The sequence below is a fragment of the Methylobacterium sp. 285MFTsu5.1 genome, assembly GCF_000383455.1.
In the GTDB taxonomy this organism is placed as follows: Bacteria; Pseudomonadota; Alphaproteobacteria; order Rhizobiales; family Beijerinckiaceae; genus Methylobacterium.
The window spans coordinates 150,230-175,531 of the sequence record NZ_KB911282.1 but is presented as its reverse complement, the minus strand read 5'-3'; the positions used below and the strand labels follow the sequence as shown (position 1 = coordinate 175,531).

Genomic DNA, 25,302 nt, shown 5'->3' with positions numbered 1-25,302 from the left:
AGCGGAAGCGAGGGGCCGGTCAGTCCGCCATCGTCTTCTTCACGGTCTCGACGAGCTGCTTCAGGCTGAAGGGCTTGGGCAGGAAGTTGAAGGTCTCGCCCTCGGGCAGGTTCTTGCGGAACGCGTCCTCGGCGTAGCCGGACACGAAGATCACCTTCAGGTCGGGCTGATGCTTGCGCACCTCCCGCAGGAGCGTCGGGCCGTCCATCTCGGGCATGACCACGTCGGAGACGACGAGATCGATGGTCTGCGCGCCCTCGCGGACGATCGCCAGGGCCTCGAGGCCCGAGGCCGCCTCCAGCACCGTGTAGCCGCGGGCCGAGAGCGCCCGGCTGTTGACCGCCCGCACCGGGTCCTCGTCCTCGACGAGCAGGATGGTCCCCTGCCCCGTATGATCGGCGGCGGGCTTGCGCGGCGCCGGCTTGTCGACCTTGGCGGGCGGCGTCTTCCCGTTCGGCACAGCGGCGTCGCCGCCCGCGGCCGGCGCGGTGACCGGCTTGGCGTCCGACCCGGAATCGGGATGGGCGGTGGTGGAAGCCGGCGCGAGCGGCTCCGCGCGCGGAAGTGCCGGCTCGGCGGCCGCGACCGGCACCTCCTCGGGCTCCGCCACGGGCACGTGACGCGGCAGGTAGATGCGGAAGGCCGTGCCCTCCCCGACCTTCGACTGCACGTCGATGGTGCCGCCGGACTGCTTGACGATGCCGAACACCGTCGAGAGCCCGAGGCCGGTGCCCTTGCCGATCTCCTTGGTGGTGAAAAACGGCTCGAAGATCTTCTCCATCAGCTCGGGCGGGATGCCCTGGCCGGTGTCGCGCACCTCGATCAGCACGTGGTCGCCCGCCGGCGCCCCACCGCGCCCCTCCGCCCCGGCGGCCGCCCCCGGATCGGAGACGTTCTCGGTGCGGATCATCAGCTTGCCGCCCTCCGGCATGGCGTCGCGGGCGTTGACCGCCAGATTGACGATCACCTGCTCGAACTGGTTGACGTCGGCCTTCACGGGCCAGACCTCGCGGCCGTGCTTCAGCTCCAGCGCGACGCGCTCGCCGAGCAGCCGCTTGAGGAGGAGGGTCAGCTCGGAGAGCGCCTCCCCGACATTCATCACCTCCGGGCGCAGCGTCTGCCGGCGGGAGAACGCCAGGAGCTGGCGGACGAGGCCCGCCGCCCGGTTGGCGTTCTGCTTGATCTGCATGATGTCCTGGAAGGCCGGGTCGGTCGGCCGGTGGCTCGCGAGCAGCAGGTCCGAGTAGCCGATGATCGCCTGCAGGACGTTGTTGAAGTCGTGCGCGATGCCGCCGGCGAGCTGGCCGACCGCGTTCATTTTCTGGGCCTGGGCGACCTGCTGCTCCAGCTGGCGCTGCGCCGTCGTGTCGAGGGCGTAGAGGATCACCCGCTCGGCCTCGTCGGTCTGCTGGCCGGCATCGCCGCCGTCGGCCGGGCTGAGCCAGACCCGGGCCGAGCGGCCGCCGGGCCCGTTGAGCTGGACCTCGATGGGCTCCGGATCCGTCCGCCCGCTCGCGGCGCGGGCGAGCCCGGCCTCCAGGGCGGTCCGGTCGGCCACCGAGTCGGCGACGTTGGGCTCGACCCGCGGGACACCCTCCCCGTCCGGGGCGCCGTCGTCGGCCTGCCGCGGGACCGTGCCGAACAGGCGCGTGAACGAGGCGTTGGCGCGGGCGATCCGGCCGCCGCTGTCGAGGGTCGCGATGGCGATCGGCGAGTTGTTGAGGAAGCGGGCGAGCCGGACCTCGGCGGCGCGCTGCGGCTCGTCGGTCTCGGCCCCGGCGGAGCGGTTGATCACGAAGGTCCGCGACGAGCCGGGCTTGCCGTCCTTGCCGAAGGCGACCCGGTGGTAGAGCCGGACCGGCAGGGTGTGACCGTTGCGGCGGCGCAGGTCGAGGTCGAAGCGGTCGGTGCGGACCTCGCCCGGCAGGCCGGCCGTGCGCACCAGCACGTCCGCCTCCGGGGCGATCTCGGTGAGGTGCGGGCCGCCGGGGCCGACGCTGGCGAGGTCGTAGCCGAGCCAGGCCGCCAGGGTCGCGTTCATGTAGACGATGGCGCCCGCCGGATCGATCGACAGGAAGCCCGCCGGGGCGTGGTCGAGGTAGTCGATGGCGTGCTGGAGCTCCTGGAAGACGTTCTCCTGCCGCTCCCGCTCGGCAGTGATGTCGGCCACCGTCCAGAGGGAGGCCGACCGGCGCGGGCGCGCGAGGGGCCGCACCGAGACCCGGTACCAGCCGAAGCCGCGCTCGCCGGCCGTGGGGCCGAGGGGCGGCGACATCCGCACCTCCTCGGTGTGGGCCCGGGCGTCGCGTGAGGCCTGCGACAGGCGGTAGACCGCCTCGGAGACCTCCGGCGAGCCGACGAGGATGCGCTCCACCGGCACGAGGTTGGAGAAGGTGTCGCCGCTGGCGATCCGGAGATAGGCCTCGTTGGCGTAGATCAGCCGGCCGCCGTCCTCGACGACCAGCTGGCCGTCCGGCGAGGCGTCGACGATGCCCTTGGTGATGTCGTCCCGGGCGGCGCTGCCGCTGAGCTGGAGCGCCCCGATGGCGAGGGCGAACAGGAAGAACACGCCCGCCATGGCCAGCAGGGCCAGCAGCCAGACGATCAGCGACTGGGCCTGCTCGTTGGCCACGAAGGACAGGCCGATGGCCGCGCCGACCAGCAGGCCGGCGAGCACGAGGAGCAGGCCGACCCGGCCCGGCTGTTCCGAGCGGTCGATCGAGCCCGTTCCCAGCAGGGACGAGGCCTGCGCGACCGGGGGACCCGAATTCTGCGGGCCCGCGGCGGGCGCCGGAGGTCCAGTGACGTCGGCCATCGGCTTCATTCCAGAACAGTCACCCGGTTAGTCCGCCGGCCATATCAGGACATGCGGGGCGCGGCATCAGTCTCGTCGCGCCAAGCCTTGACACAGCCTCGCGAAAAAAGGTGGAGGAAGCGTGGCTTTCGCCCCACCGGGCGTTCGGCGAGACGGCGCGGCGCGCGGATCGCGCGGGGCTACGCCGCCCGTCTCCGCAGGCGCAGCACGAACCCGATGACCTCCGCCACCGCGCGGTAGTGCTCGGCCGGGATCTCCCGGTCGATCTCCACGGTGGCGTGGAGCGCCCGGGCGAGCGGCGGGTTCTCGATCACCGCGACCCCGTGCTCGGCCGCCACCGCGCGGATGCGCAGGGCGAGCGCGTCGACGCCCTTGGCCACGCAGACCGGCGCGGCCATGCCGGTCTCGTAGCGCAGTGCCACCGCGTAGTGGGTGGGGTTCGTCACCACGACGGTGGCGGTGGGGACCGCGGCCATCATGCGCTTCTTCACCCGGGCCATCCGGAGCTGCTTCAGGCGACCCTTCACCTCGGGATTGCCCTCCGACTCCTTCATCTCCTGCTTCAGCTCCTCCTTCGACATCCGGTGGCGCTTGCGCCAGCGGAACCGCGCGTAGAGCGCGTCGCCGAGGGTGATCGCGAGGTGCATGCACAGCATGCCGGCGAGCAGCTTCAGGCTGAGGGACAGGATCGCCGGCATGGAGGCGGCCGGGTCCAGCTGGGCGAACACTTCCAGCCGGTCGCGGTCGTTCCACAGCATCACCGCGCCGACCACGCCCACGGCGGCGATCTTCGCCAGCCCCTTGCCGAACTGGAACAGGGCCTCGACGCCGAGGAGGCGCTTCACGCCCGCCATCGGCGAGAGGCGCGAGAATTTCGGCATCAGCGTCTCGGCGGAGAAGACCAGCGGGTGCTGCAGGAGCCCCGCGGCCAGCCCGGCCACGACCGCCAGCCCGACCGGCACCGCCACCGCCTGGAGCCACAGCCACAGGCCGCGCGTCATGGCCGCCTTCATGGCCGTGGCGTCGTCCGGCAGGGTATGGGCGTTGGCGAGGTAGGCCTTGAGCCCGTGCAGCAGGTTCGTGGCGATGGTCGGGGCCGCGACCAGCAGCGCCAGGGTGAACGCGGCCAGTATCGCGAAGGTGTTGATCTCGGTGCTGGTCGCGACGTCGCCGCGCTCGATCGCCTGATCGAGCCGTCGTTGGGACGGCTCCTCGGTCTTGTCCTCGTCGTCGGTATCGTCGGCCATCGCGCGTCGGGCTCAGAGCGTGGGCATCGTCGGGGCACGGGCGGTCCGGCCGCTCAGCGGCCGACGTAATCCCCGAGATACCGGCCCAGGTCGTCCAGGAAGACGCCCATCATGACGCCGAGGCAGCCCATCAGCAGCAGCATGCCGATCAGCACCGAGGCCGGGACCGCCAGGAAGAACACCTGCATCTGAGGCATCAGCCGCGACAGCACGCCGAGACCCAGGTTGAACAGGATCCCGAAGGCGATGAACGGGCCGGCGATCTGCACCGCCAGGGTGAAGCCCCGGGCCAGCGCCTTCGTGGCCAGCATCAGCGCGTCCGAGAAGGACGGCACGCCGTCGGGGGGCAGCACCACGTAGCTGCGGGCCACGCCCTCGATGGCGAGATGGTGCAGGTCCGCGGCGAAGATCAGCGTGATCCCGAGCAACGACAGGAAGTTGCCGATCGCCACCTGCTGGCCGCCCTGGCTCGGATCCACCGTCATCGCGTAGGACAGCCCGACCTGCGCCGAGATGATCACCCCGGCGGTCTGAAGGGCGGCGAGGATCATCCGCACCGTGAGGCCGAGCACCAGCCCGATGATCGTCTCGCCGAACAGGAGCCCGATCAGCCGCGGGCCGGCCACGCCCTCCGTGCCGCCGACCAGCGGGCGCACGGTCGGGAACAACACCAGGGACGTGAGCAGCGCGAAGGCGAGGCGCAGGCGCGGCGACACCGTCTGCTCGCCGATCCCCGGCATCAGCATGATCAGCGTGCCGATGCGCGCGAAGGTGATCAGGTAGGCCGAGGCGATGCCGGGCAGGAGCAGGTTCATCGCGGCCCCTATGGCACGCGGGGGCCGCGCCTGTCCCGGCCGGCGGGCGCATCAGCCGCCGGCCGCGATGCGGGCGGCGATGCGGGTCATGTAGCCGGCCATGGCGTCGCCCATGAAGGGCAGCATCAGCAGGAGCGCGGCGAACACCGCCACGACCTTGGGCACGTAGATCAGCGTCTGTTCCTGGATCTGCGTCAGGGCCTGGACCAGGGAGACGGCGAGGCCGACCGCGAGCGCGACCAGCATCAGGGGCCCGGCCACCTTGAGGAACACGAAGATGCCGTCGCGGGCGATGTCGAGGATGGCGAGGCCGGTCATGGGGATGCGCTCAGTGCGGGGGGAGCGGGCGGGGAAACGGTCGGCCGGTCAGATCTGCATCCGCATGATCTCCTCGTAGGCGGAGATCATGCGGTCGCGCACCGCCACCATGGTCTGAAGGGCCGTCTCGCTCTCGGCGACCGCGGTGACCACGTCCACGACGTTGGCCTTGCCGGCGGCCGCGGAGACGGCCTGGGAATCGGCCCGACGGCCGGCATCGCCGACGCTGTCCAGGGTCTGCCCGAGCATCTGCATGAAATCGGTGCCGGTGCCGGTCGTCGGCTGCACCCGGGGGGCGGGCCGGCCGCCGGCGAGGCCCTGGACGGCCGCGTAGGCACCCGCCGCGAAGTTGCTCGAAGCCATCGCCATGCGTCCTTGCTAAGCGGTCCTGCCGCGGGCTTCGGGGGTCACTTCAGGATGCCGAGGGTCTGCGCCAGCATCTTGCGGGTGGCACTGATCATGTTGAGGTTCGCCTCGTAGGAGCGCTGGGCCTCCCGCAGGTCCATGTTCTCGATCAGCGCGTTGACGTTGGGCATCTGCACCACGCCCTGGGCGTCGGCCGCGGGGTTGCCGGGCTCGTACTTGGTCCGGAAGGCCGACGGGTCGCGCCTGACGCGCCCCGCCTCGACGAGCTTGGCACCGGTCTCGTCGTCGAGGTGGCTGGTGAAGGTCGGGATCTTGCGGCGGTAGGGCTGCGCCCCGGCGGAGGCCGGCGCGGAATCGGCGTTGGCGATGTTCTCGGCGATGATGCGCATCCGGCCCGACTGGGCCTTGAGGCCCGCGGCCGCCACCGCCAGCGACTTCGTGAATTCCATGGCTCAGGACCCTCCCGCTGCCGCGACCCCGCGGCCGTCGGCGCTCCACATTCGGCCGTCGCGCGTCAGCTCTTGCCGATCGCGATCTTCAGGGTGGTCAGGCTGTGCTGGTACAGCGAGGCGGCGAGCTGGTAGTCCGCCTGGTTCTCGCCGGCCTTCATCATCTCGTCCTCGAGGTTGACGCCGTTGCCGCTGGGCCGGACCTCGAAGCCCTTGGCGCGCTTGGAGTCGGCTCCGACCGTCTGACCGGGCGGCGCCATGTGGCCCGCGCTCGTGAGCGTCAGGCCGGAGCCGCTGGTGGCGAGGGCGCCGGTCGCCCGGTCGAAGCGCGGCTCCACGAGGTCGCGGGGCTTGAACCTCGGCATGTCGGCGTTGGCGACGTTCTCGGCGATCACGCCCTGGCGCGCCTGCGCCCATTGCATCCGCGTGCGCAGCATGCTCAGCACGGGCAGATCGGTGAGGGCCATGGTCGCCTCCGGGATGGCGTGGCCGCGCCGGGACGAGCGGGCTCGGCAAAATCTGCCGCCTGCATGGTTAACGGCGCGTTAAGCCCGATCTCCGGGCCGGCCGGTGCCCGCATCAGCTCGCGCCACGGGGGGAGTGAACCCCCGGTTCGGCCGGGCCGGCGGCGCAGTCCCGACCTATTGTCTTGCGCGCGCTCAATTAAAAGGTCTGTTAACGAACTCTTAACGTCGTTTGCCTTGCCGCCCCTCCGGCGTGGTATGGATCAAGTCCGTGCCGGCGCGCACCCGCGGCGGTCGGAACGTGCGAGTGCGTAATCTTGCGATGGCTGCAATCCGTGTTCGGCTCTGACGGCTCCCCCATCGTCCAGTATATCGTGATCTTCGCCGTCATCTTCACGGCGCTCGCGGCGATCGTGTTCACGGTGCGCCGGCTCACCGGCCGGAGCCTCGCCCTGCCGGGGCGGTCCGGGAGCCGCGGGCGCCAGCCGCGGCTCGGGATCGTCGACGTGTACGAGCTCGACCGGGCCCGGCAGCTCATCCTTCTGCGCCGGGACAATGTCGAGCACCTGCTCCTCGTAGGCGGCCCCAACGATGTGGTGGTCGAGCGCAATATCCAGCGCGGCCAGCGGCCCCTGCCGGAGGCGGCGATCCGGCCGGAGCTGGCGCCGGAGCCGCTGGACGAGCCGCTCCCGGACCCCCTCGTCCAGGGCGGCCGCCTGCCCGAGCCGCCCCGCGGTCTGCCGGAATCTGGCGGCCGGCGCGCGGAACCGCTGTTCGATCCGGGCTTCGCGATGCCGGTGGTGGTGCCGTCGCCGGTGCCGCGCTCGGCCTCCGCTCCGCCCGTGACTCTGCCCCTCGATCCCGGGCTGTTCGGCGGCGACGAGCCCGGCCAGGACGTCACCGCACCTCTGAGTGCAGCGCCGCCCCAGCCGCCCGCGCCTCAACCCCCGGCGCCGCCCGCGCCCGAGCCGGTGGTGCCGCCGCCGATGGTGTCGCCGCCGGTCGCGCCGCCGGCAGTGGAGCCGCCCGCGCCCCCGCCGCGCGAGCCGGTCGCCCCGCGGCGGATCCTGAGCCGGACCGCGCCGCCGCTGATCGAGCCGCGGCCCAACCCGGCCTCCGAGCGCAAGCCCGAGCCGGCACCGGCGGAGCCGGAGCCCGCCCGTCTGGCCCCGAGCCTCGCGGTGCCCTCCGAGCGCAAGTCGGTCGATCCGGTGGTCCTGTCCGACATGGCCCGGCAGCTCCAGGCCGCCCTGTCGCGCTCGTCCTCGGCCGTGACGCCGCCGCCGCAGTCCGCGCCCGCCCCGCCGGCGCCCGAGGGCGTCGATCCGCTGGCCGCCGCGATGGCGAGCGTCCCGGTCGAGCCGGTGCCCGCCCCCGCCCCGGTCGAAGAGCCGGAGGCCCCGCCGCCTCCGCCTCCGCCTCCGGCCAAACCCGTGCCGCCGCCGGCGATGCCCAAGGTCGAACCCCCTCCGCCCGTGCCGGCCCCCCCGCCGCCGCCGCCGTCCGCGCCCACGCCCGACGCGAAGGGATCCGGCAACCCGTTCTCGGTGGAGGAGATCGAGGCCGAGTTCGCCCGCCTCCTCGGTCGCCCGCTCGACAAGCGGAGCTGAGGAGCTCCGCCCCCGCCGAGCGGGCGCGTCGGGACCGCGTCCTCGATCGCGAGAACCGCGATTTACCGACGGTTAACCATCTTCCGGGACGTTCCGGCCCGGAGGATGTCGCTATGCTCGCGCTGGATGCTGGAACGGCTCACCGGAGCCGCGCTTACAGGGCCTTCCGGCTCGACCGGGCGGGCCGCGTCCGCGCGGCCGAGATCCTGTCGGCCGAGGACGACACGCAGGCGCGCCGCCGCGCCCGGGCGATGGTCGGGCGCGACGCGATCGAGCTGTGGGAGCGGACGCGCTTCCTCGGGCGCTTCGAGCCCACCGTGGCGGCGGCTCAGGATCGCGCCGGCCGCTGAGGCCGGCGGCGCCCGCCCGTCCCGTCAGCGGCCGGCAGTCTCCGGCATGGCCAGCACGGCGAGGAAGCTGAGGATCGCGGCCCCCGCTAGGTAGAACCCGACGAAGCCGATGCCGCCGTAGGCCGCGAGCTGCTGCGCGATGTAGGGCGCCCCCGAGGCCCCCAGGATCCCCGCGAGGTTGTAGGTCACCGAGGCGCCCGTGTAGCGCACCCGCGTCGGGAACAGCTCGGGCAGGACGGCGCCCATCGGTCCGAACACCCACCCCATTGTCAGGAGGCTGAGGCACAGGAAGCCGAGAACCGGCGGCCAGGTGCCGGTGCCGGCGGCGTGGCCCAGCATCGGCCCCATGAGGAAGCCCAGCAGGAACGTCACAGCCATGCCGGAGAGCAGCACAGGCCGGCGGCCGAAGCGGTCGGCTGCGGCCCCCGACACGACGGTGCCGAGCGCCATGAAGCAGACCGCGATGCACTCGAACAGCAGGAAGGTCGGCCGGCTGTAGCCGAGGGTGCCGGTGCCGTAGCCCAGGGCGAAGACGGTGGAGAGATAGAAGACCGCGTAGACCGCCACCATCGCGAAGGTGCCGACCAGGACGGCGTGTCCGTGCTGGGTCAGCATGGTGGCGAAGGGCACGCGCTCCGGCCGGGCCTGGCTGAGCGCCGCCTTGAAGGCCGGCGTCTCGGTGAGCTTCAGGCGCACGTAGAGCCCGACGCCGACGAGCGCCGCCGAGGCCAGGAACGGCAGGCGCCAGCCCCAGGCCTGGAAGCTCTCGGGCGTCAGGCCGAAGCTGAGGGCGAGGAAGCCGAGATTGGCCAGGACGAAGCCGACCGGCGCCCCGAGTTGCGGGAAGATGCCGTACCACGCGCGCCGGCCCGGCGGCGCGTTCTCGACCGCCAGCAGCGCCGCGCCGCCCCACTCGCCGCCGAACCCGATCCCCTGCCCGCAGCGCAGGATGCACAGCGCCGCCGGCGCCCACCAGCCGACCGACGCGTAGGTCGGCAGGCAGCCGATCAGCACCGTGGAGATGCCCATGATCAGCAGCGACGCCACCAGCGTCGCCTTGCGGCCGACCCGGTCGCCGAAATGCCCGAACAGGGCCGCGCCGACGGGCCGCGCGATGAACGCGATGGCGAAGGTCGCGAAGGCGCTGAGCTGCTGCACGCCGGGCGCGCCGGCGGGGAAGAAGACCGGGCCGATCACCAGGGCGGTGGCGGTGGCGTAGATGTAGAAGTCGAAGAACTCGATCGCCGTCCCGACGAAGCTCGCGGCGAGGATCCGCCGAGCACTCGGGGGGGCGCTCGGGGTGGCCTGCGAGGGGTCTGCGGTGTTGCCTGCGGGGTCGATGGTCTGCAGCATGATCGGGATGGGGGGATCCGGGTCGGTCGCGGCGCTTTCGCACGGGCCGCCGGGGGCCGATACCCCGCTCCGGACATGGGCATCCGCCCTGGACGCGGAGGTCGCTGTGCGGTGCACCGACGGCGGCCTTGCGTTCCCCTGTCCCCTTCGCCAAGCTGAACGGCCATATTCCGCGACGGTCGCCGGCCGCGGCGCCGTCCCTATCACTTGAGTATTGCGATGAGAGTCACTGTCGAGCGCGCGGCCCTGCTCAGGTCGCTCGGCCACGTGCACCGGGTCGTCGAGCGCCGCAACACGATCCCGATCCTGTCGAACGTGCTCCTGCGCGCGGAAGGGTCGGGTCTCCAGCTCCGGGCGACGGATCTCGACATCGAGGTGACCGAGAGCGTGCCGGCGGACGTGGCGGATGCGGGCGCCACGACCGTGCCGGCGCACGTGATCTACGACATCGTGCGCAAGCTCCCCGACGGCGCGCAGGTCTCCCTGGAGACCGGCGGCGAGTCCGGCCAGATGACGATCCGGTCCGGACGCTCGCGCTTCGCCCTGGGCGCCCTGCCGGAGGGCGACTTCCCGGACCTCGCCGCCGGCGAGATGCCGCACGGCTTCGAGATCGCCGCCGCCGACCTGAAGCGGCTGATCGAGAAGACCCAGTTCGCGATCTCCACCGAGGAGACCCGCTACTACCTGAACGGCATCTACCTGCACACGCTGGAGACCGAGAACGGCCCGGCGATGCGGGCGGTGGCAACGGACGGCCACCGGCTCGCCCGCGTCGAGATCCCGGCCCCGCAGGGCAGCGTCGGCATGCCGGGCGTGATCGTGCCCCGCAAGGCGGTCGCCGAGATCCAGAAGCTCCTCGACGACGGCGGCGAGACCGTCGCGGTCGACCTGTCGCCCGCGAAGATCCGCCTGCGCTTCGCCGGCGGCCTGACGCTGATCTCCAAGCTGATCGACGGCACCTTCCCGGATTACCAGCGGGTGATCCCGGCCAACAACGACAAGCGGCTGACCGTCGAGCGCGACGCCTTCGCGAAGGCCGTGGACCGGGTCTCGACGATCTCGTCGGAGCGCGGGCGCGCGGTGAAGCTCGGGCTCGCCGAAGGGCGCCTCGCGCTCTCGGTGAACAACCCGGATTCCGGTAGTGCCACCGAGGAACTCGACGTCGACTACGAGGCGGCCGGCCTCGATATCGGCTTCAACGCCCGCTACCTCCTCGACATCACCGCGCAGCTCGAGGGCGACACCGCCCTGTTCAAGCTCGCGGATCCCGGCTCGCCGACCCTGATCCAGGACCGCGAGGGCGCGCCGGCGCTGTACGTGCTGATGCCGATGCGGGTGTGAGGCGGCCGCGCGGATCCCGGTCCCGCCCTCGTCCCGAGGTGCCGGATCGCAGCGGGGGCCGCGCGGGAGGTCCCCGGACGGCGATGTGGTTTCTGGAGCCCGCCCGCGCGGCCCGCTGACGCGGGCGCCTCGGGGCGAGGTGGTTGGATGGGATGTCAGACAGCAAGGGACGGTTGAACGCGGCGCGTCTCGGCCCCTCGGTTCACCCCTCGGTTCACCGATGAGCGACATCCGCGATCCGCGGGACGAGCCCGACGGGTCGAGCCTGCGCGTCACCCGCCTGATCGCCCGCGATTTCCGCAACCACGCGGACCTCGAACTGACGCCCGAGGCCCGCTTCGTCGCGCTGGTCGGGGAGAACGGCGCGGGCAAGACCAACCTGCTCGAGGCGCTCTCGCTGTTCGTACCGGGCCGGGGCCTGCGCCGGGCGGAGTTCGCCGCCATGGCGCGCAGCGGCGGCCCGGGCGGATTCGCGGTCTCGCTCACCCTCGACCGCGACGGCGCCGAGCACCGGCTCGGCACCGGGCTCGAGCCGCCGGGTCCCGACGGGCGCGCGAGCCGGCTGTGCCGGATCGACGGCGCCACCGCGGCCTCGCCGGTGGCGTTCAGCGAGTTCCTGCGGGTCGTCTGGCTGACCCCCGACCTCGACGGCCTGTTCCGCGGGGCGGCCGGAGACCGGCGACGGTTCCTCGACCGTCTCGTGCTGGCGGTCGACGCCGCCCACGGCGCCCGGGTCTCCGCGCTGGAGCGGGCCCTGCGCTCGCGCAACCGCCTGCTGGAGGAGCGGCCCGACGACGACCGCTGGCTCGACGCGGTGGAGCGGGAGGTCGCGGAGCTGGGCGTCGCCGTGGCGCTCGCCCGGCGCGAGACCGCCGAGCGCCTCGACCGGCTGATCGCCGAGACCCGGGACGACGCGCAGCCCTTCCCCTGGGCGGCCATCCGCCTCGAGGGCGACCTCGACGATCTGGTCGCGGTCTGGCCGGCCCTCGAGGCCGAGGACCGCTACCGCATGGCGCTCCGCAACGGCCGCAACCGGGACCGGGCCGCCGGCCGCACGCTGATCGGGCCGCAGAGCAGCGACCTCGTGGTCCGCCACGGCCCGAAGGACGTGCCGGCCGGGACGGCGTCCACGGGCGAGCAGAAGGCGCTGCTCATCGGCCTCGTCCTCGCCCACGCGCGGCTGGTGCGGGCCATGAGCGGCATCGCCCCGCTGATCCTCCTGGACGAGGTGGCGGCCCACCTCGATCCCCGCCGCCGGGCCGGCCTGTTCGAGGCCCTCGAGGCCCTGCCGGGGCAGGTCTGGATGACCGGCGCCGACCCGGACGCCTTCGCGCAGGCCGGCACCCGGACGCAGGTCCTGCGGATCGGTGGCTGATCGGCCTCAGGCCGCCCGGACCGACCCGAGGAAGCGGGAGACCTCGACGCCCAGATGCTCGGACTGGCGCGACAGCTCGCCGGCCGCTCCCAGAACCTGGGCTGCCGCGGCGCCGGTCTCTTCCGAGGCCCGCGCCACGCCGGCGATGTTGCTCGTCACCTCGTCGGTGCCGGCCGCCGCCTGCGAGACGTTGCGGACGATCTCCTGCGTGGCCGCGCCCTGCTCCTCGACCGCCGCCGCGATGGTGGCGGCGACCGCGTCGATCTCGCGGATCCGGGCGGCGATCGTGTCGATGGCCGATACCGCCTGGCCGGTCACACCCTGGATCTGGCCGATCTGCTGGCTGATCTCCTCGGTGGCCCGGGCGGTCTGGCCGGCGAGCTCCTTGACCTCGGCGGCGACGACCGCGAATCCGCGGCCGGCCTCGCCGGCCCGCGCCGCCTCGATCGTGGCGTTCAGCGCCAGCAGGTTGGTCTGGCCGGCGATGTTCGCGATGAGCCCGACCATGTCGCCGATGCGCGTCGCCGCCTGGCTGAGCGCCTGAACGAGGTGCTGGGTCTCGTCCGCCTCGCCGACCGCCGCCTGCGCGAGGTTGGCCGAGCCGAGGACCTGCCGGCCGATCTCCTGCACGGAGGTGCCCAGCTCCTCGGCGGCGGCCGCCACGGTCTGGACGTTGGCGGAGGCCTGCTCGGCGGCGGCCGCCACCGTGGTGGACTGGCTGGCCGTCTCGGTCGCGCTCGACGTCATGGTCTGCGCCGTGGCCTGCAACTCGGTGGCCGAGGACGAGACCATCCCGACGATGTTCCCCACGGCCCGCTCGAACCCGTCCGCGAGTTCCACCATGGTCCGCCTGCGCGCGGCCGCTGCCGCCTCGTCGGCGCGGCGCTTCATCTCGGCTTCCTCGGCGGCCTTTCGGGCGACCATGACCTTGATGCCCTCGACGGCCTTGCCGACGGCGCCCACCTCGTCCCTTCGGGCGGCCTCGGTGATCTCGGCCTCGACCTCGCCCTGCGCCATCCGCTGCAGGACCTTGACCAGCCGGTCGAGCGGCCGCGTGATCCCGACCGTGGCGATGAACACCGCCGCCAGCAGCCCCGCCAGCATGCCGAGACCGCTGACGATCATCAGCGTCCGGCGGGTCTCGTTGGTCTGATCGGTCAGGTCGCCCGAGCCCCTCTGCATGTACGCATCGATGTCCTCGGCCATCCGGTTGCCGTCGGTCAGCAAGCCGGAGAACGTCGGATCGATCGCCGTGTGGATCAGCGCGATGGCTTGCTCGTTCTGATTGGCAGTGCCCAGCCGGCGGACCTCGCTCACGTCCCTGAGATAGCGCTCGATCCGCGCGGCCTGCTCATCGATGCGCGCGGCGAAGGTCGGCGCGTGCGATCGGAGGCTCGGAAGGAGCGCCCTCACCGCGGGCAGCGCGGCCTCGAAGCCCCTGTTGGCGGCCTGCATCTGGCCCTGATCGGTCTCCGCGATGATCCGGTAGACCCAGTAATTCAACTCGATCACCAGGCGGTTCAGCCTGCGTGCCTCCGCCACCGCCGTCGCCTCGCGGGCGAGGAACTCGCTGTAGCGGTCGTCGATAACCGTCATCCGCGCCTGAGCGCACCAGATACATCCGCCGACAATCACGCTTATCAGCGCGATGACGGCAGCAATTTTTGGAAGTATATTGATATTTGATAAGCGTATCACTGTCTTGAAATCCCTTCACTTGATCGATGATCGGCCTCATGATCTCATGGGATTCACTTTGGTCGTCGAGGGCGATAAAGCGTTGGAAGCGCGATTGTGTCAATGAGAAATATCATTTTGCGGTTTGATTTTGTGTCTCCGAGCCTTTTGCGATATCTTATATCAGCATGGCTCCTCATATATTGACTCCAATACACTGCTTGGAACGATTTAAAGAACAGATATTGATCTAGGATATGCAATATGGGATCGGTCTATAAGGGCCGGGTTCTTCGACAGCTCGTGGCCGACGTCCCGGGGCGCGACCCCGGCGCCGCGCCACCGGCCTTTTCGCGGCTGCGGATCGCGCCACATAGGGGGCGCTGCACGCCGCCGGCGTGCCCACGGAAATCCGCGCGCATGTCCAAGCCCGTCCACGCCATGATCCGCGTCCTCGAGGAAGAGCGCGCGCGCGACTACTATGCCCGTGCCTTCGGTCTCGCGGTGTCCGGCCGGTTCGACTTCCCGGACTTCACCCTCGTCTACATGCGGGATCCGGACTCGCCGTTCGAGCTGGAGCTCACGGTGAACAAGGGCCGCGACAAGCCCTACGATCTCGGCGACGGCTACGGGCACATCGCCTTCGTGGTCGACGACGTGGAGGCCGAGCACGCCCGGCACCGGCGCGAGGGCTTCACGGCCACCGACGTCAAGACCCTCAAGCACGGGGACGACGTGCTCGCGCGGTTCTTCTTCGCCACCGACCCGGACGGCTACAAGATCGAGGTCATCCAGCGCGGCGGCCGCTTCGCGTGACCGGTCCGGTCCGCCATTCCCTCTCCGGAACGTCTTCGAGATCCATGCAGGACAAGACCCGCATCGTCTGCATCCGCCACGGGCAGTCGACCTTCAACGCCGCCCACCGGCACGGGGGCGGCGATCCTGGCCTGCCCGACGCCCGCCTGACCGAGCTGGGCCAAGCCCAGGCCCGGGCGGCGCGGGAGCGGCTCCGGCCGATCCCTTTCGATCTCGTGGTGGTCTCGCCCCTGACCCGCGCCATCGAGACCGCGGCGATCCTGTTCGGCGAGCATCCGAGCCGGCCGCGGGTGCTGGTCGAGGTGCTGCACCGCGAGTGCCAGGAGAGCAGCTGCGATGTCGGCCGGGCCGCCTCGGAGATCGCCGCGGACTTCCCCCACCTCGATGTCGGGCACCTGCCCGAGGTCTGGTGGCACGCGGAGCCGGGCTGCGAGGTCGGCGGCTACCCTGTGGAGCCCCGCCCCCTGTTCGACGCCCGGGTCGCGGCGTTCCGCGACTGGCTGCGGGCCCGGCCGGAGACCACCATCGCGGTGGTCGGCCACGGGACGTTCTTCTACCACCTCACCGGCACGTTCCTGGAGAATTGCGGCACCATCGACTTCGATCTCGACGCCGCGCCCGCGGCGGCCTGATCAGGCCGGCACCCGGGCGCGCGCCGCGTCCATGCGCTGTCGGGCGCCGGCGACGGCGATCTCCGGCGCCTGCCGGCCGATGGCGAGGGTCTCCGCGAGGATCGTGCAGGCCTCGGCCCAGGTTCCGGTCAGGAACGGCGCCGCCCCCTCGGCCACCTCGGCGGCGCAGCGCGCGTCCTCGCCGGCGCGTTCCGCCGCCGTCGCGGTGCGGGACACCGCCGCGGTCAGCGCGCCTTCCCGCCAGCGCCGCGCCTGGGCCGCCGCCTGCGCGCGTGCCCCGCCCCGCCACGCGGCCGCGCGGGCCGCCGCCAGGGCCGCGGGCCAGTCCGGCGCGCCGGAGCAGGCTTCCGCGTCCTCGACCATCCCGGCGACCGCGCAGAGCGGCGCCAGGATGCGGCGGACGCTCTCCAGCGCCAGCTGCCGGGTGCGGGCGGCCTCGATCTCCGCCGTGTCGGCGCTGCCCGACAGGCGCAGGACGAAGGCCATCAGCTGCGGCCGCGCCTCGTCCGGCATGGCGTCGTTGAGCCCGAGGGCGTAGGCGGCGGCCGGCCGCGAGAAGCAGGGTGGGCAGTCCGCGCTGGAGCGGATCGCCCGGTAGGGCAGGCCCGCGGCCACCATCGCGGCCTCGTTGATGCAGGTCCCGCCGTCTGGCCCGGGGAAGGGATGCGATCCGGCGAGCAGACGCCAGTTCAGGATCGTCGCGAAGTCGGGATGCATCGGCGCGCGCTCCGTCTCGGTCGCGCAGCGTGGCACGCCGCGCCCCGGAAGGCGAGGCCCTTCAGCCGCCGAGGCCCGGGGCGAGGCCCGAGAGCATCGCGGCGCCCAGGACCAGCACGAAGGCGGCAGCGACGAGTTCGAGGCCACCGAGCGCCAGGAGGCCGGCCTGTCCCCGTCCGCCCGCGAGGCGCAGCGCCATCCGCTTGGCGAAGACCGCGAGGCAGGCCAGGGCCGTCGTGGTCAGCGCGGTGCCGAGCGCCATCGCCAGAACCGCCAGCACGCCCGCGCCGGGCACGCCCTGCGACACCGCGAAGACGAGGACCAGCACGGCGCCGGCGCAGGGTCGTGTCCCGGCCGCCAGCACCACCCCGGCCCGCTCGCGCCACGTGTCGAGGGTGTCGAGGGCCTGCGGTTCCGGCAGGTGGCTGCAGCCCGGGCCGCAGCCCGCGCCGAGATTGGCGAGGCGACCGGCTTTGCGCCACGTCAGGACCAGCCCGATCAGGGCGACGAGGGCGAAGCTCACGGTCTCGATCAGGGTGCCGGCCCGGGTGATGCCCGCCGCCGTGGCGTTGAGGACCAGCGTGCCGAGGCCGACGATCGCCCCGGCCACGCAGGCCTGGAGCAGCGCGGCGCACACGCTCAGCGCGGCGCCGCGCCGGAGCGCCCGCTCCCCCGCCAGGATGTAGCCGGCGATCACCGCCTTGCCGTGGCCCGGGCCGGCGGCGTGGAACACGCCGTACGCGAAGGCGAGGCCGATCAGAGGGGTCCAGCTGCCGCCGCCCCGCAGCGCGCTCACCGCGGCGTTGAGGCTGCGGGAGAAGCTCGCCTGCAGCGCCAGGATGACGCCGCCGAGACCCGTGGCGGCCGGCGCGGCCTCGCGGAAGCCGATCCCGAAGGGCGAGCGCGGCGGCGGCGCGGCGAGGCCGGGCGCGACCAGCCACGCGATCGCGGCCGCGAGAAGCGCGGCCAGCGCGATGGCCGCGGCCATGAGGCCGAGCCTCAGCCCCAGCCGTCCCGCCCCGGCGGGGGCGACGATCCCGATGCCTACGGACATGCCACGAGAACCCGGCTGGCGAACTGCACCCCGTAGGTCGAGGCGGCGGTGAGCGCCTCGAAGAAGGCCTCGGTCATGCCCGGCGACCCGGCATCGGCCGTCTTCGGCTGCTCGGTCTTCGGCCGGGTGACCGTGGCGGCGCAGCCCTGGGGCGCACCCGCGAGGGTGGCGGCGTCCGCGCCCTCGGCGAACGAGAAGGCGACGAAGTAGGTCGGGTCGTAGACCTCCAGCGCGGCGACCCCCCGCCCCTGCTGGACCGGGGTCTTCAGGGGCAGCAGGAAGGTCATGACCAGCGCCCGGTCGTCCATGTGCGCCGCCGGCTCCTTCGGATCGCCGAAGGCCTGCTCCTTGCCGCCGACCTTCAGCTTCGTGAAGTAGCCGAACTCGGCGAGGTTGGCGGTGTTCTCGGCGGCGAGCCCGGCGAGTTCCTCCGGGCTGAGCTTGCCGTCCTTGTTGGTGTCGAGGCCCTGCGTGACGAAGGCCGTGTACTCGGGATCGAAGCTCCACGTGTCGCGGACGCCGACGAGCTTGCCGTCCGCGTAGACGAGCTGCGCCTTGGCGGTCACCCAGACGTGCGGGTGGGCGGTGGCCGCCGAGGCGGCGCAGCCGAGGGCGGCGGCCAGCGCCAGGGCGAGCGGTTTCGGACAGGGCGCGGCGATCAGCATGGACGGTGGCACGCTCGCGGCGGGAGGGAAGCGATCAGGTCGCGTCTTCCTCGCGTGCCGGTTGGGCGAAAGCGAGGCGCCGTCCGGTCGTCGCGCCTGTCCCCGCGCCGGTCACTCGCCCCCGTCGAGGCCCATCAGCTGGAAGCTGACCCGCAGGTCGTTCGACATCGGGATGTCCAGGCGTTCGCCGTTGGGCAGGCGCTTGAGGAACCAGCGCTCGTAGGTCCAGCGCAGCGCCCGCGACTCGGCGAGCCGCGTGAAGGTCTGCTGCACGAGGCCGGCGAGTTCCGGATCGTCCTTGCGGAACATGATGCCGTAGGGCTCGTAGGAGAGCTTGTCGGGCAGCACCGTGTAGTTCGCCCCGTCCTTCGCGTCCGTGGCGATCAGCCCGTAGAGCAGCACGTCGTCGGTGGCGAAGGCGTCGGCCTTGCCGGCCTTGACCATCGCGTAGGAGGCGGCGTGGTCGGGCGCCGTCACCACCTGCGCGTCGATCTTCAGGCGGGCGAACTGGTCGCGCACGGCCTTCTCGTTGGTGGTGCCGGCCGTGACCACCACGGTCTTCCCGCCGAGATCCCGGTAGGAGGCGATGCCCGATCCGCGCTTCACCAGCAGCTGCGTCGCGCTGATGTAGTCCACGGGCGAGAACGCGACCTGCTTGCGGCGCTCGGCATTGGCGGTGGTCGAGCCGCACTCGAGGTCGATCTTGCCGGAGGTCACCGCCTCGATGCGGCTCTCGGCCGTGACCGGTGCGTAGCGGATCTTCACCGGCCGGCCGATCGCCGCCTGGATGTCGTCCGCGATCTCGCCGCAGAGGTCGATGGCGTAGCCGATCGGTCGGGGGCTCCCGTCCGACTGCTTGCCCTCCACGAAGGAGAACGGCACCGAGCTCTCCCGGTAGCCGAGGACGATCTCCCCGCGCTCGGCGACGCTCCTGAGCGTCCCGGTGAGCACCTCGACGGCGGAGGCGGGCGTCGCCGCCAGCGCCAGCGCCAGAACCGCGACGAGCCGCATCGTCATCACTCCGCCTCCGAAGGGCACCGAACAAGCCACGCCGCGATTCAGGGCACCCGTGAGAGCGCTCATGAGAGCGGCCGTCCTGCGCCCGCCATCGCGGCGCGCGCAGATTTCGCCGGACCGGCCCCTATTCCGCGGGCGAGGCCACCGTGCCGACATGGTCGAGGCGCTGGTCGGTGGTGCTGAGCTGGCCCTCCCACTTGGCGACCGCCACGGTGGCGACGCTGTTGCCGAGCACGTTGGTGGCCGACCGGCCCATGTCGAGGAACTGGTCGATCCCGATGATCAGCAGCAGCCCGGCCTCCGGGATGTTAAAGTGCGACAGCGTCGCCGAGATCACCACCAGCGAGGCGCGCGGCACGCCGGCCATGCCCTTCGAGGTCACCATCAGCAGGAGCAGCATCGTGAGCTGCTGGCCCCAGCTCAGCGGGATGTTGTAGGCCTGCGCGATGAACATCACCGCGAAGGTGCAGTACATCATCGAGCCGTCGAGATTGAACGAGTAGCCCATCGGAAGCACGAACGAGGTGATCCGGTTCGGCACCCCGAACTTCTCCAGGTTCGAGAGCATCTTGGGGTAGGCGGCCTCGCTCGACGCCGTCGAGAAGGCCAGCACGAAGGGCTCCTTGATCAGGTTGAACAGGCGCATGATGCCGCCGCCCCCGAGCAGCAGGAAGCCGACGCCCATCAGCAGCGTCCAGAGCACGCCGAGGCTGATGTAGAACTCCACGAGGAACTTGCCGTAGGTCACGAGCACGCCGATGCCCTGCGTGGTGATCGTCGCCGCGATGGCGGCGAACACCGCAACGGGGGCGAACATCATCACGTAGCCCGTCACCTTGAGCATGACGTCGGCGATGCCCTCGATGCCCTGCGCGAGCAGGCGGCCCTTCTCGCCGAGGGCGGCGAGGCCCACGCCGAAGAAGATCGAGAAGACCACGATCTGCAGGATCTCGTTGTTGGCCATCGCCTCGACAGCGCTCTTCGGGACGAGGTGCGTGACGAACTCCTTGAGCGAGAGCGAGGCCGCCTTGAGCCCGGTGCCGGCCCCGGCATCGGGCAGCGGCAGGTTCAGGTTGTGGCCGGGCTGCATCAGGTTGACCATGATGAGGCCGAGCATCAGAGAGCAGAACGAGGCGCCGACGAACCAGAGCAGCGCCTTGCCGCCGACCCGGCCGACGGAGGCGGTATCCCCGAGATGGGCGATGCCGACGACCAGCGTGGAGAAGACCAGCGGCGCGATGATCATCTTGATCAAGCGGAGGAACACGTCGGAGACCAGCGCGATGTAGCCGGCGATCTCCTTGGCGGTCTGCGGATCGGGCCAGGTGATGCTGCAGGCGTAGCCGACGGCGATGCCGAGGAGCATGCCGATGAAGATCATCGTCGTGAGTCGCGACCCTGCCATCGGTACTGCTCCTCGCCTGGGCCCGGGATGATCGAGCATTGCAATTCGTTAACGTGTCGCAGGAACTGCGCCACACGCAAGCCCGGCCAGGGGGCGTTACTGGCGTGGTCGACTGTTTTCACGCGACGCTCGGGCGGCGATGAAACCGGTGGCCGGTGTGCTACGGCTGCGGTACGAGACTTGCCCCGCCAAGCTGCCTGCGCTCTCCGTAGGCGGCCCAAGCAACCTGCGCGCGAGAGTTCATGGACGTCTTCGTACAGCAGCTCATCAACGGGCTGACGCTCGGCTCGATCTACGGCCTGATCGCGATCGGCTACACGATGGTGTTCGGCATCATCGGCATGGTGAACTTCGCCCACGGCGACGTCTTCATGGTCTCCTGCTTCATCGCGCTCATCACCTTCCTGCTGCTGACGGTCTGGCTCGGGGTCAGCTCCATCGCGCTGGCCTTCCTGGTGGTGCTGGTGGTCGCCATGGTGCTGACCGCCCTGTGGGGCTGGGCGATCGAGCGGGTGGCCTACCGGCCGCTGCGCGGCTCGTTCCGCCTCGCGCCGCTGATCTCGGCGATCGGCGTCTCGATCTTCCTGTCGAACTTCGTGCAGGTCGTGCAGGGCGCGCGCAACAAGCCGACCCCGCCGATGCTGTCGGGCGGCATCACGCTGTTCGAGCGCGACGGCTACGCGGTGTTCCTGGCCTGGAAGCAGGTGCTGATCATGGCGGTGACCGCCGTGCTGCTCACCGGCTTCTGGTACCTCGTGCAGCGCACGCCCTTCGGCCGGGCGCAGCGCGCCTGCGAGCAGGACCGCAAGATGGCGGCTTTGCTCGGCATCGACGTGGACCGCACGATCTCGCTGACCTTCGTGCTCGGCGCCGCGCTCGCGGCCGTCGCGGGAGTCCTCTACCTCATGTACTACGGCGTCGTGTCCTTCTCGGACGGGTTCGTGCCCGGCGTGAAGGCGTTCACGGCGGCGGTGCTCGGCGGCATCGGCTCGCTGCCCGGCGCCGTGCTCGGCGGCCTGATCATCGGCCTGATCGAGACCTTCTGGTCGGCCTATTTCTCCATCGAGTACAAGGACGTCGCCGCCTTCTCGATCCTGGCGATCGTGCTGATCTTCATGCCGTCGGGCATCCTGGGCCGGCCCGAGGTCGAGAAAGTCTGATGGCCGCCTCGCAGAACGCTCTCCCCGGCTCCGCGATGGCCGGCATCCTGCGCGACGCCGCCCTCTACGCCCTCGTCACCTTCGGCCTCTGCGTCCCGATCATCGCCTACCGGACCGATCCCGGGCCCGGGAGCGAGCTGGTGCTCGTGCCGCGCTGGGGGCTGGTGGCGGCGCTCTGCGCGGCGATCTTCGTGCTACGCCTCGTCCAGCGCCTCGTGCTGCTGCGCCGCGACGCGCGGCGGGCGCTGACCCCCTCCCCGGCCCAGGCCACCGAGGCGGTGCACGGCGAGCCCGACGCCGGGCAGAAGACCTCGAAGGTCGGTCTCTGGCTGTTCATCTTCGTCGCGCTGACCCTGCCGATGATCTCCGCGCTGGCGACCGGCGGCCTGTCCTCGGCCCGCTACTGGATCGACCTCGGCATCCTGATCCTGACCTACGTCATGCTCGGCTGGGGCCTGAACATCGTGGTCGGCCTCGCGGGCCTGCTCGACCTCGGCTACGTCGCCTTCTACGCGGTCGGGGCCTATTCCTACGCGCTGCTGTCGACGACCTTCGGCCTGTCGTTCTGGGTCTGCCTGCCGCTGGCGGGCCTGTTCGCCGGCCTGTGGGGCATGATCCTCGGCTTCCCGGTGCTGCGGCTGCGCGGCGACTACCTCGCCATCGTCACCCTGGCCTTCGGCGAGATCATCCGCCTGGTCCTGATCAACTGGACCGACGTCACCGGCGGCGGGGCCGGCATCTCGTCGATCCCGCGGGCGACCTTCTTCGGCATCCCGTTCACGGCGGGCGAGGGCGGGTTCGCCGCCACCTTCGGCATCCCGTACGACTCGATGCACCGGCTGATCTTCCTGTACTACCTGATCCTCGGGCTGGCCCTGATCACCAACTTCGTCACCCTGCGCCTGCGCCGCCTGCCGATCGGGCGGGCCTGGGAGGCCCTGCGCGAGGACGAGATCGCCTGCCGCTCGCTCGGCATCGACACCACCGCCACGAAGCTCACGGCCTTCGCGCTGGGCGCGGCCTTCGGGGGCTTCGCCGGCTCGTTCTTCGCCGTGCGCCAGGGCTTCATCAGCCCGGAGAGCTTCAACTTCTTGGAGAGCGCCATCATCCTGGCGATCGTCGTCCTCGGCGGCATGGGCAGCCAGGTCGGCGTCGCGATCGCCGCGGTGGCGATGGTCGGCGGGCCGGAGATGCTGCGCAATCTCGGGTTCCTGAAGGCCGTGTTCGGCGAGGGCTTCGACCCCAGCGAGTACCGGCTGCTGCTGTTCGGGCTCGCCATGGTCGCCATGATGGTCTGGCGGCCGCGCGGCCTGATCTCGGAGCGGATGCCGTCCGTGTCGCTCGGCCAGCGGCGCGCGGTCTCGGGCGCCCATGTCAGCGAGGGGCACGGCTGATGGCGACGTCCCCCCTCCCCCCGCCGGTGCTCACGGTCGAGCACCTGACCATGCGGTTCGGCGGGCTCACCGCCGTCTCCGACCTGTCCTTCGAGGCGCGCCGCGGCGACATCACCGCGCTGATCGGCCCGAACGGGGCCGGCAAGACCACGGTGTTCAACTGCATCACCGGCTTCTACAAGCCCACCGAGGGCATGCTGACGCTGGCGCACGCCGACGGCACGGCGCACCTGCTGGAGCGGCTTCCGAACCACAAGGTGAACCGCACCGCGCGGGTCGCCCGCACCTTCCAGAACATCCGCCTGTTCCAGGGCATGACCGTCCTGGAGAACCTGCTCGTCGCCCAGCACGCGCCGCTGATGCGGGCCTCGGGCTACACGATCCTCGGGCTGCTCGGCCTCAAGACCTACCGGGACGCGCAGGCCGCGGCGATCGAGCGGGCCAAGGCCTGGCTCGAGCGCATCGACCTGATGAAGCGGGCGGATGATCCGGCGGGCGCCCTGCCCTACGGCGCGCAGCGGCGCCTGGAGATCGCCCGGGCGATGTGCACCGACCCGGTCCTGCTCTGCCTCGACGAGCCGGCGGCCGGCCTCAACCCGCGGGAATCGGCTGAGCTGAACGGCCTCCTGCGCCACATCCGCGACGCGCACGACACCTCGGTGCTGCTGATCGAGCACGACATGTCGGTGGTGATGGAGATCTCCGACCACGTGGTCGTGCTCGATTACGGCGTGAAGATCGCCGACGGGTCCCCCGCCGATGTGCGGGCCGACCCGAAGGTGATCGCCGCCTATCTCGGCGTCGAGGACGAGGAGGTCGAGGCCGTGGAGGCCGAGGTCGGGATCACCGTGCCGCACGGGGACGCGGCGCACACGGGAGCGTCGGCATGAGCGTCGCCGGCATCAACGTCCTCGTCGAGGAGACGCGGGCGATCCAGGCGGGACGGAAGCCGCCGCTCCTCGCGGTGCGCGACGTCTCGACCTATTACGGCAGCGTCGCGGCCCTGCGCGGGGTCGATCTCGACGTGGCCGAGGGCGAGATCGTCACGCTGATCGGCGCCAACGGCGCCGGCAAGTCGACCCTGATGATGACGATCTTCGGCAGCCCCCAGGCGCGCTCGGGGACGATCACCTATGACGGGCGCGACATCACCCGGCTGCCGACCCACGCCATCGCCCGGCTCGGCATCGCCCAGTCGCCGGAGGGGCGCCGGGTCTTCCCGCGCATGACCGTCTACGAGAACCTCCAGATGGGCGCCGCGCTCCATGACGGGCGCTTCTTCGCCGAGGATCTGGAGAAGGTCTGCACCCTGTTCCCGCGGGTGAAGGAGCGCCTCAACCAGCGCGCCGGCACCATGTCGGGCGGCGAGCAGCAGATGCTGGCCATCGCCCGGGCGCTGATGAGCCGTCCGCGGCTGCTGCTGCTCGACGAGCCGTCGCTCGGCCTCGCGCCGCTCGTGGTGAAGGGCATCTTCGACGCGATCCGGGAGCTGAACCGGACCGACGGCATGACGATCTTCCTCGTCGAGCAGAACGCCTACCACGCCCTCAAGCTCGCCCATCGCGGCTACGTGCTGGTCAACGGTCGGGTCACGATGAGCGGGACGGGTCGGGCGCTGCTCGACGACCCGAACGTCCAGGCCGCCTACCTGGAGGGGGGCCATTCCGGCCCGGTCGGGGCATGATGCCGTTTTCGGTTGATGCCATTGGCATCCCCGTCTTTGCGAGCGGAGCGAAGCAATCCAGGGCGGCGCCCCACCTTTCGAGGTTGCGCTGCCCCAGGTCACCTCGCTGCGCTCGCGATGACGGCGAGGGGCGCGTTAACCGAAGCAATCGACCGGACATCACATGAGCATGCTGCAGGGGATCCTGTACGAGGAGCCGTCGGCTTGGCTGTTCCTGCTGGTGACCGTCGTGATGGGCGGGTGGGCCGGATGGATGGCCGCCCGCGGCATCGCCCGGGGCTGGCGGCCGTTCTGGCAATGCGCCCTGGCGCTGCTTCTGGTGGCAGCCGCCGTGCGCTTCATTCACTACGCCCTGTTTTCGGGCACCCTGCTGTCGCTGCACTACTATGCGGTCGACGCGGTCATCGTCATGATCATCGGCGCTGCGGGCTTCCGCTACACGCGGACGCGCCAGATGACGAGCCAGTACCGCTGGCTCTACGAGAAGACCTCACCGCTGACATGGCGCGCACGGGCGCCCGCGGCCGGCGAGGTCCGATGAGTGCGGCCGGATCCGCACGTGCGGTCCTGACACTTAG

25 protein-coding genes are annotated in these 25,302 nt (G+C 71.4%); 11 read left to right on the top strand and 14 right to left on the bottom strand.

The genetic code is table 11. The features are described from left to right. Window positions 1-19: 19 nt before the first annotated feature. The 7 genes from H288_RS0119455 to flgB all read right to left on the bottom strand — a co-directional run bounded on the left by H288_RS0119455 (window position 20) and on the right by flgB (window position 6,477). On the bottom strand, window positions 20-2,815 hold the full coding sequence (locus tag H288_RS0119455; protein ID WP_081636496.1) for a PAS domain-containing sensor histidine kinase: 2,796 nt from the start codon (window positions 2,813-2,815) through the stop codon (window positions 20-22). 179 nt (window positions 2,816-2,994) lie between these two features. After that, window positions 2,995-4,062, bottom strand: coding sequence for a flagellar biosynthesis protein FlhB (gene flhB, locus H288_RS0119450; protein WP_020094251.1), 1,068 nt, complete (start codon window positions 4,060-4,062; stop codon window positions 2,995-2,997). A 53-nt stretch (window positions 4,063-4,115) separates the two neighbouring features. Then, window positions 4,116-4,877 carry a flagellar biosynthetic protein FliR gene (gene fliR / locus H288_RS0119445; protein WP_020094250.1) on the bottom strand — a complete coding sequence of 254 codons (762 nt, stop codon included), beginning with the start codon at window positions 4,875-4,877 and terminating at the stop codon, window positions 4,116-4,118. 51 nt (window positions 4,878-4,928) lie between these two features. Beyond that, window positions 4,929-5,195: a flagellar biosynthesis protein FliQ gene (gene fliQ, locus H288_RS0119440; RefSeq protein ID WP_012319200.1), complete on the bottom strand. Its 267-nt coding sequence runs from the start codon at window positions 5,193-5,195 to the stop codon at window positions 4,929-4,931. 48 nt (window positions 5,196-5,243) lie between these two features. Beyond that, on the bottom strand, window positions 5,244-5,558 hold the full coding sequence (gene fliE, locus H288_RS0119435; protein WP_012319201.1) for a flagellar hook-basal body complex protein FliE: 315 nt from the start codon (window positions 5,556-5,558) through the stop codon (window positions 5,244-5,246). Between the two features lie 44 nt (window positions 5,559-5,602). Beyond that, a complete protein-coding gene (flgC, locus tag H288_RS0119430) occupies window positions 5,603-6,010 on the bottom strand; it encodes a flagellar basal body rod protein FlgC (RefSeq protein WP_020094248.1) in 408 nt (135 codons plus the stop codon). A gap of 65 nt (window positions 6,011-6,075) precedes the next feature. Continuing rightward, complete coding sequence (flgB, locus tag H288_RS0119425) at window positions 6,076-6,477, bottom strand: flagellar basal body rod protein FlgB (protein ID WP_020094247.1); 402 nt, start codon at window positions 6,475-6,477, stop codon at window positions 6,076-6,078. 332 nt (window positions 6,478-6,809) lie between these two features. On the opposite strand from flgB, the gene H288_RS0119420 reads away from it, so the two are divergent. Both H288_RS0119420 and H288_RS0119415 read left to right on the top strand, forming a co-directional pair. Beyond that, window positions 6,810-8,084, top strand: coding sequence for a hypothetical protein (locus H288_RS0119420; protein ID WP_020094246.1), 1,275 nt, complete (start codon window positions 6,810-6,812; stop codon window positions 8,082-8,084). A 113-nt stretch (window positions 8,085-8,197) separates the two neighbouring features. Then, on the top strand, window positions 8,198-8,434 hold the full coding sequence (locus tag H288_RS0119415) for a hypothetical protein (protein WP_020094245.1): 237 nt from the start codon (window positions 8,198-8,200) through the stop codon (window positions 8,432-8,434). A gap of 24 nt (window positions 8,435-8,458) precedes the next feature. Here H288_RS0119415 and H288_RS0119410 read toward each other — a convergent pair whose 3' ends face one another. After that, on the bottom strand, window positions 8,459-9,787 hold the full coding sequence (locus H288_RS0119410) for an MFS transporter (RefSeq protein ID WP_020094244.1): 1,329 nt from the start codon (window positions 9,785-9,787) through the stop codon (window positions 8,459-8,461). A gap of 219 nt (window positions 9,788-10,006) precedes the next feature. Between H288_RS0119410 and dnaN the strand changes: the two genes are divergently transcribed. Next, complete coding sequence (gene dnaN, locus H288_RS0119405; protein ID WP_012319207.1) at window positions 10,007-11,128, top strand: DNA polymerase III subunit beta; 1,122 nt, start codon at window positions 10,007-10,009, stop codon at window positions 11,126-11,128. 220 nt (window positions 11,129-11,348) lie between these two features. Beyond that, window positions 11,349-12,503 carry a DNA replication/repair protein RecF gene (recF, locus tag H288_RS0119400; protein ID WP_020094243.1) on the top strand — a complete coding sequence of 385 codons (1,155 nt, stop codon included), beginning with the start codon at window positions 11,349-11,351 and terminating at the stop codon, window positions 12,501-12,503. Between the two features lie 6 nt (window positions 12,504-12,509). Here the strand turns inward: recF and H288_RS0119395 are convergent, their stop codons facing one another. Continuing rightward, window positions 12,510-14,201 carry a methyl-accepting chemotaxis protein gene (locus H288_RS0119395; RefSeq protein WP_026605098.1) on the bottom strand — a complete coding sequence of 564 codons (1,692 nt, stop codon included), beginning with the start codon at window positions 14,199-14,201 and terminating at the stop codon, window positions 12,510-12,512. 399 nt (window positions 14,202-14,600) lie between these two features. On the opposite strand from H288_RS0119395, the gene H288_RS0119390 reads away from it, so the two are divergent. Together H288_RS0119390 and H288_RS0119385 are read left to right on the top strand one after the other, a co-directional pair. Beyond that, window positions 14,601-14,996 (top strand): VOC family protein, encoded by a 396-nt coding sequence (locus H288_RS0119390; protein WP_020094241.1) that lies wholly within the window; start codon window positions 14,601-14,603, stop codon window positions 14,994-14,996. 44 nt (window positions 14,997-15,040) lie between these two features. Further along, a complete protein-coding gene (locus H288_RS0119385; protein WP_020094240.1) occupies window positions 15,041-15,628 on the top strand; it encodes a histidine phosphatase family protein in 588 nt (195 codons plus the stop codon). Here H288_RS0119385 and H288_RS0119380 read toward each other — a convergent pair whose 3' ends face one another. The 5 genes from H288_RS0119380 to H288_RS0119360 all read right to left on the bottom strand — a co-directional run bounded on the left by H288_RS0119380 (window position 15,629) and on the right by H288_RS0119360 (window position 20,486). Then, complete coding sequence (locus H288_RS0119380; protein WP_020094239.1) at window positions 15,629-16,345, bottom strand: hypothetical protein; 717 nt, start codon at window positions 16,343-16,345, stop codon at window positions 15,629-15,631. It lies immediately after the preceding gene. A 61-nt stretch (window positions 16,346-16,406) separates the two neighbouring features. Next, complete coding sequence (locus H288_RS0119375; protein ID WP_026605097.1) at window positions 16,407-17,399, bottom strand: nickel/cobalt transporter; 993 nt, start codon at window positions 17,397-17,399, stop codon at window positions 16,407-16,409. Beyond that, window positions 17,390-18,064, bottom strand: coding sequence for a DUF1007 family protein (locus H288_RS0119370; protein WP_020094237.1), 675 nt, complete (start codon window positions 18,062-18,064; stop codon window positions 17,390-17,392). Before H288_RS0119370 ends, H288_RS0119375 begins: the two co-directional genes overlap by 10 nt. Window positions 18,065-18,175: 111 nt before the next feature. Beyond that, window positions 18,176-19,081, bottom strand: a complete 906-nt coding sequence (locus tag H288_RS0119365; protein ID WP_020094236.1) for an amino acid ABC transporter substrate-binding protein — start codon at window positions 19,079-19,081, stop codon at window positions 18,176-18,178. 124 nt (window positions 19,082-19,205) lie between these two features. Further along, window positions 19,206-20,486: a dicarboxylate/amino acid:cation symporter gene (locus H288_RS0119360; RefSeq protein ID WP_026605096.1), complete on the bottom strand. Its 1,281-nt coding sequence runs from the start codon at window positions 20,484-20,486 to the stop codon at window positions 19,206-19,208. A 242-nt stretch (window positions 20,487-20,728) separates the two neighbouring features. On the opposite strand from H288_RS0119360, the gene H288_RS0119355 reads away from it, so the two are divergent. The 5 genes from H288_RS0119355 to H288_RS0119335 all read left to right on the top strand — a co-directional run bounded on the left by H288_RS0119355 (window position 20,729) and on the right by H288_RS0119335 (window position 25,265). Beyond that, window positions 20,729-21,646 (top strand): branched-chain amino acid ABC transporter permease, encoded by a 918-nt coding sequence (locus H288_RS0119355; RefSeq protein ID WP_020094234.1) that lies wholly within the window; start codon window positions 20,729-20,731, stop codon window positions 21,644-21,646. Continuing rightward, entirely contained in the window at window positions 21,646-23,040 is a 1,395-nt protein-coding gene (livM, locus tag H288_RS0119350; RefSeq protein ID WP_020094233.1) for a high-affinity branched-chain amino acid ABC transporter permease LivM, read from the top strand. Before H288_RS0119355 ends, livM begins: the two co-directional genes overlap by 1 nt. Next, the gene (locus tag H288_RS0119345) at window positions 23,040-23,930 is read left to right on the top strand and encodes an ABC transporter ATP-binding protein (protein WP_020094232.1); all 891 of its coding nucleotides are present in this window, start codon (window positions 23,040-23,042) and stop codon (window positions 23,928-23,930) included. Before livM ends, H288_RS0119345 begins: the two co-directional genes overlap by 1 nt. Further along, a complete protein-coding gene (locus tag H288_RS0119340; RefSeq protein WP_020094231.1) occupies window positions 23,927-24,724 on the top strand; it encodes an ABC transporter ATP-binding protein in 798 nt (265 codons plus the stop codon). Before H288_RS0119345 ends, H288_RS0119340 begins: the two co-directional genes overlap by 4 nt. A 172-nt stretch (window positions 24,725-24,896) precedes the next feature. Then, window positions 24,897-25,265, top strand: a complete 369-nt coding sequence (locus H288_RS0119335; RefSeq protein ID WP_026605095.1) for a DUF6867 family protein — start codon at window positions 24,897-24,899, stop codon at window positions 25,263-25,265. Window positions 25,266-25,302 lie beyond the last annotated feature (37 nt).

Coding starts and splice junctions, on each gene's coding strand:
- H288_RS0119455 (WP_081636496.1), bottom strand. CDS start 2,815: ATGGCCGACGTCACTGGACCTCCGGCGCCCGCCGCGGGCCCGCAGAAT.
- flhB (WP_020094251.1), bottom strand. CDS start 4,062: ATGGCCGACGATACCGACGACGAGGACAAGACCGAGGAGCCGTCCCAA.
- fliR (WP_020094250.1), bottom strand. CDS start 4,877: ATGAACCTGCTCCTGCCCGGCATCGCCTCGGCCTACCTGATCACCTTC.
- fliQ (WP_012319200.1), bottom strand. CDS start 5,195: ATGACCGGCCTCGCCATCCTCGACATCGCCCGCGACGGCATCTTCGTG.
- fliE (WP_012319201.1), bottom strand. CDS start 5,558: ATGGCTTCGAGCAACTTCGCGGCGGGTGCCTACGCGGCCGTCCAGGGC.
- flgC (WP_020094248.1), bottom strand. CDS start 6,010: ATGGAATTCACGAAGTCGCTGGCGGTGGCGGCCGCGGGCCTCAAGGCC.
- flgB (WP_020094247.1), bottom strand. CDS start 6,477: ATGGCCCTCACCGATCTGCCCGTGCTGAGCATGCTGCGCACGCGGATG.
- H288_RS0119415 (WP_020094245.1), top strand. CDS start 8,198: ATGCTCGCGCTGGATGCTGGAACGGCTCACCGGAGCCGCGCTTACAGG.
- H288_RS0119410 (WP_020094244.1), bottom strand. CDS start 9,787: ATGCTGCAGACCATCGACCCCGCAGGCAACACCGCAGACCCCTCGCAG.
- dnaN (WP_012319207.1), top strand. CDS start 10,007: ATGAGAGTCACTGTCGAGCGCGCGGCCCTGCTCAGGTCGCTCGGCCAC.
- recF (WP_020094243.1), top strand. CDS start 11,349: ATGAGCGACATCCGCGATCCGCGGGACGAGCCCGACGGGTCGAGCCTG.
- H288_RS0119390 (WP_020094241.1), top strand. CDS start 14,601: ATGTCCAAGCCCGTCCACGCCATGATCCGCGTCCTCGAGGAAGAGCGC.
- H288_RS0119385 (WP_020094240.1), top strand. CDS start 15,041: ATGCAGGACAAGACCCGCATCGTCTGCATCCGCCACGGGCAGTCGACC.
- H288_RS0119380 (WP_020094239.1), bottom strand. CDS start 16,345: ATGCATCCCGACTTCGCGACGATCCTGAACTGGCGTCTGCTCGCCGGA.
- H288_RS0119375 (WP_026605097.1), bottom strand. CDS start 17,399: ATGTCCGTAGGCATCGGGATCGTCGCCCCCGCCGGGGCGGGACGGCTG.
- H288_RS0119370 (WP_020094237.1), bottom strand. CDS start 18,064: ATGCTGATCGCCGCGCCCTGTCCGAAACCGCTCGCCCTGGCGCTGGCC.
- H288_RS0119365 (WP_020094236.1), bottom strand. CDS start 19,081: ATGACGATGCGGCTCGTCGCGGTTCTGGCGCTGGCGCTGGCGGCGACG.
- H288_RS0119360 (WP_026605096.1), bottom strand. CDS start 20,486: ATGGCAGGGTCGCGACTCACGACGATGATCTTCATCGGCATGCTCCTC.
- H288_RS0119355 (WP_020094234.1), top strand. CDS start 20,729: ATGGACGTCTTCGTACAGCAGCTCATCAACGGGCTGACGCTCGGCTCG.
- livM (WP_020094233.1), top strand. CDS start 21,646: ATGGCCGCCTCGCAGAACGCTCTCCCCGGCTCCGCGATGGCCGGCATC.
- H288_RS0119345 (WP_020094232.1), top strand. CDS start 23,040: ATGGCGACGTCCCCCCTCCCCCCGCCGGTGCTCACGGTCGAGCACCTG.
- H288_RS0119340 (WP_020094231.1), top strand. CDS start 23,927: ATGAGCGTCGCCGGCATCAACGTCCTCGTCGAGGAGACGCGGGCGATC.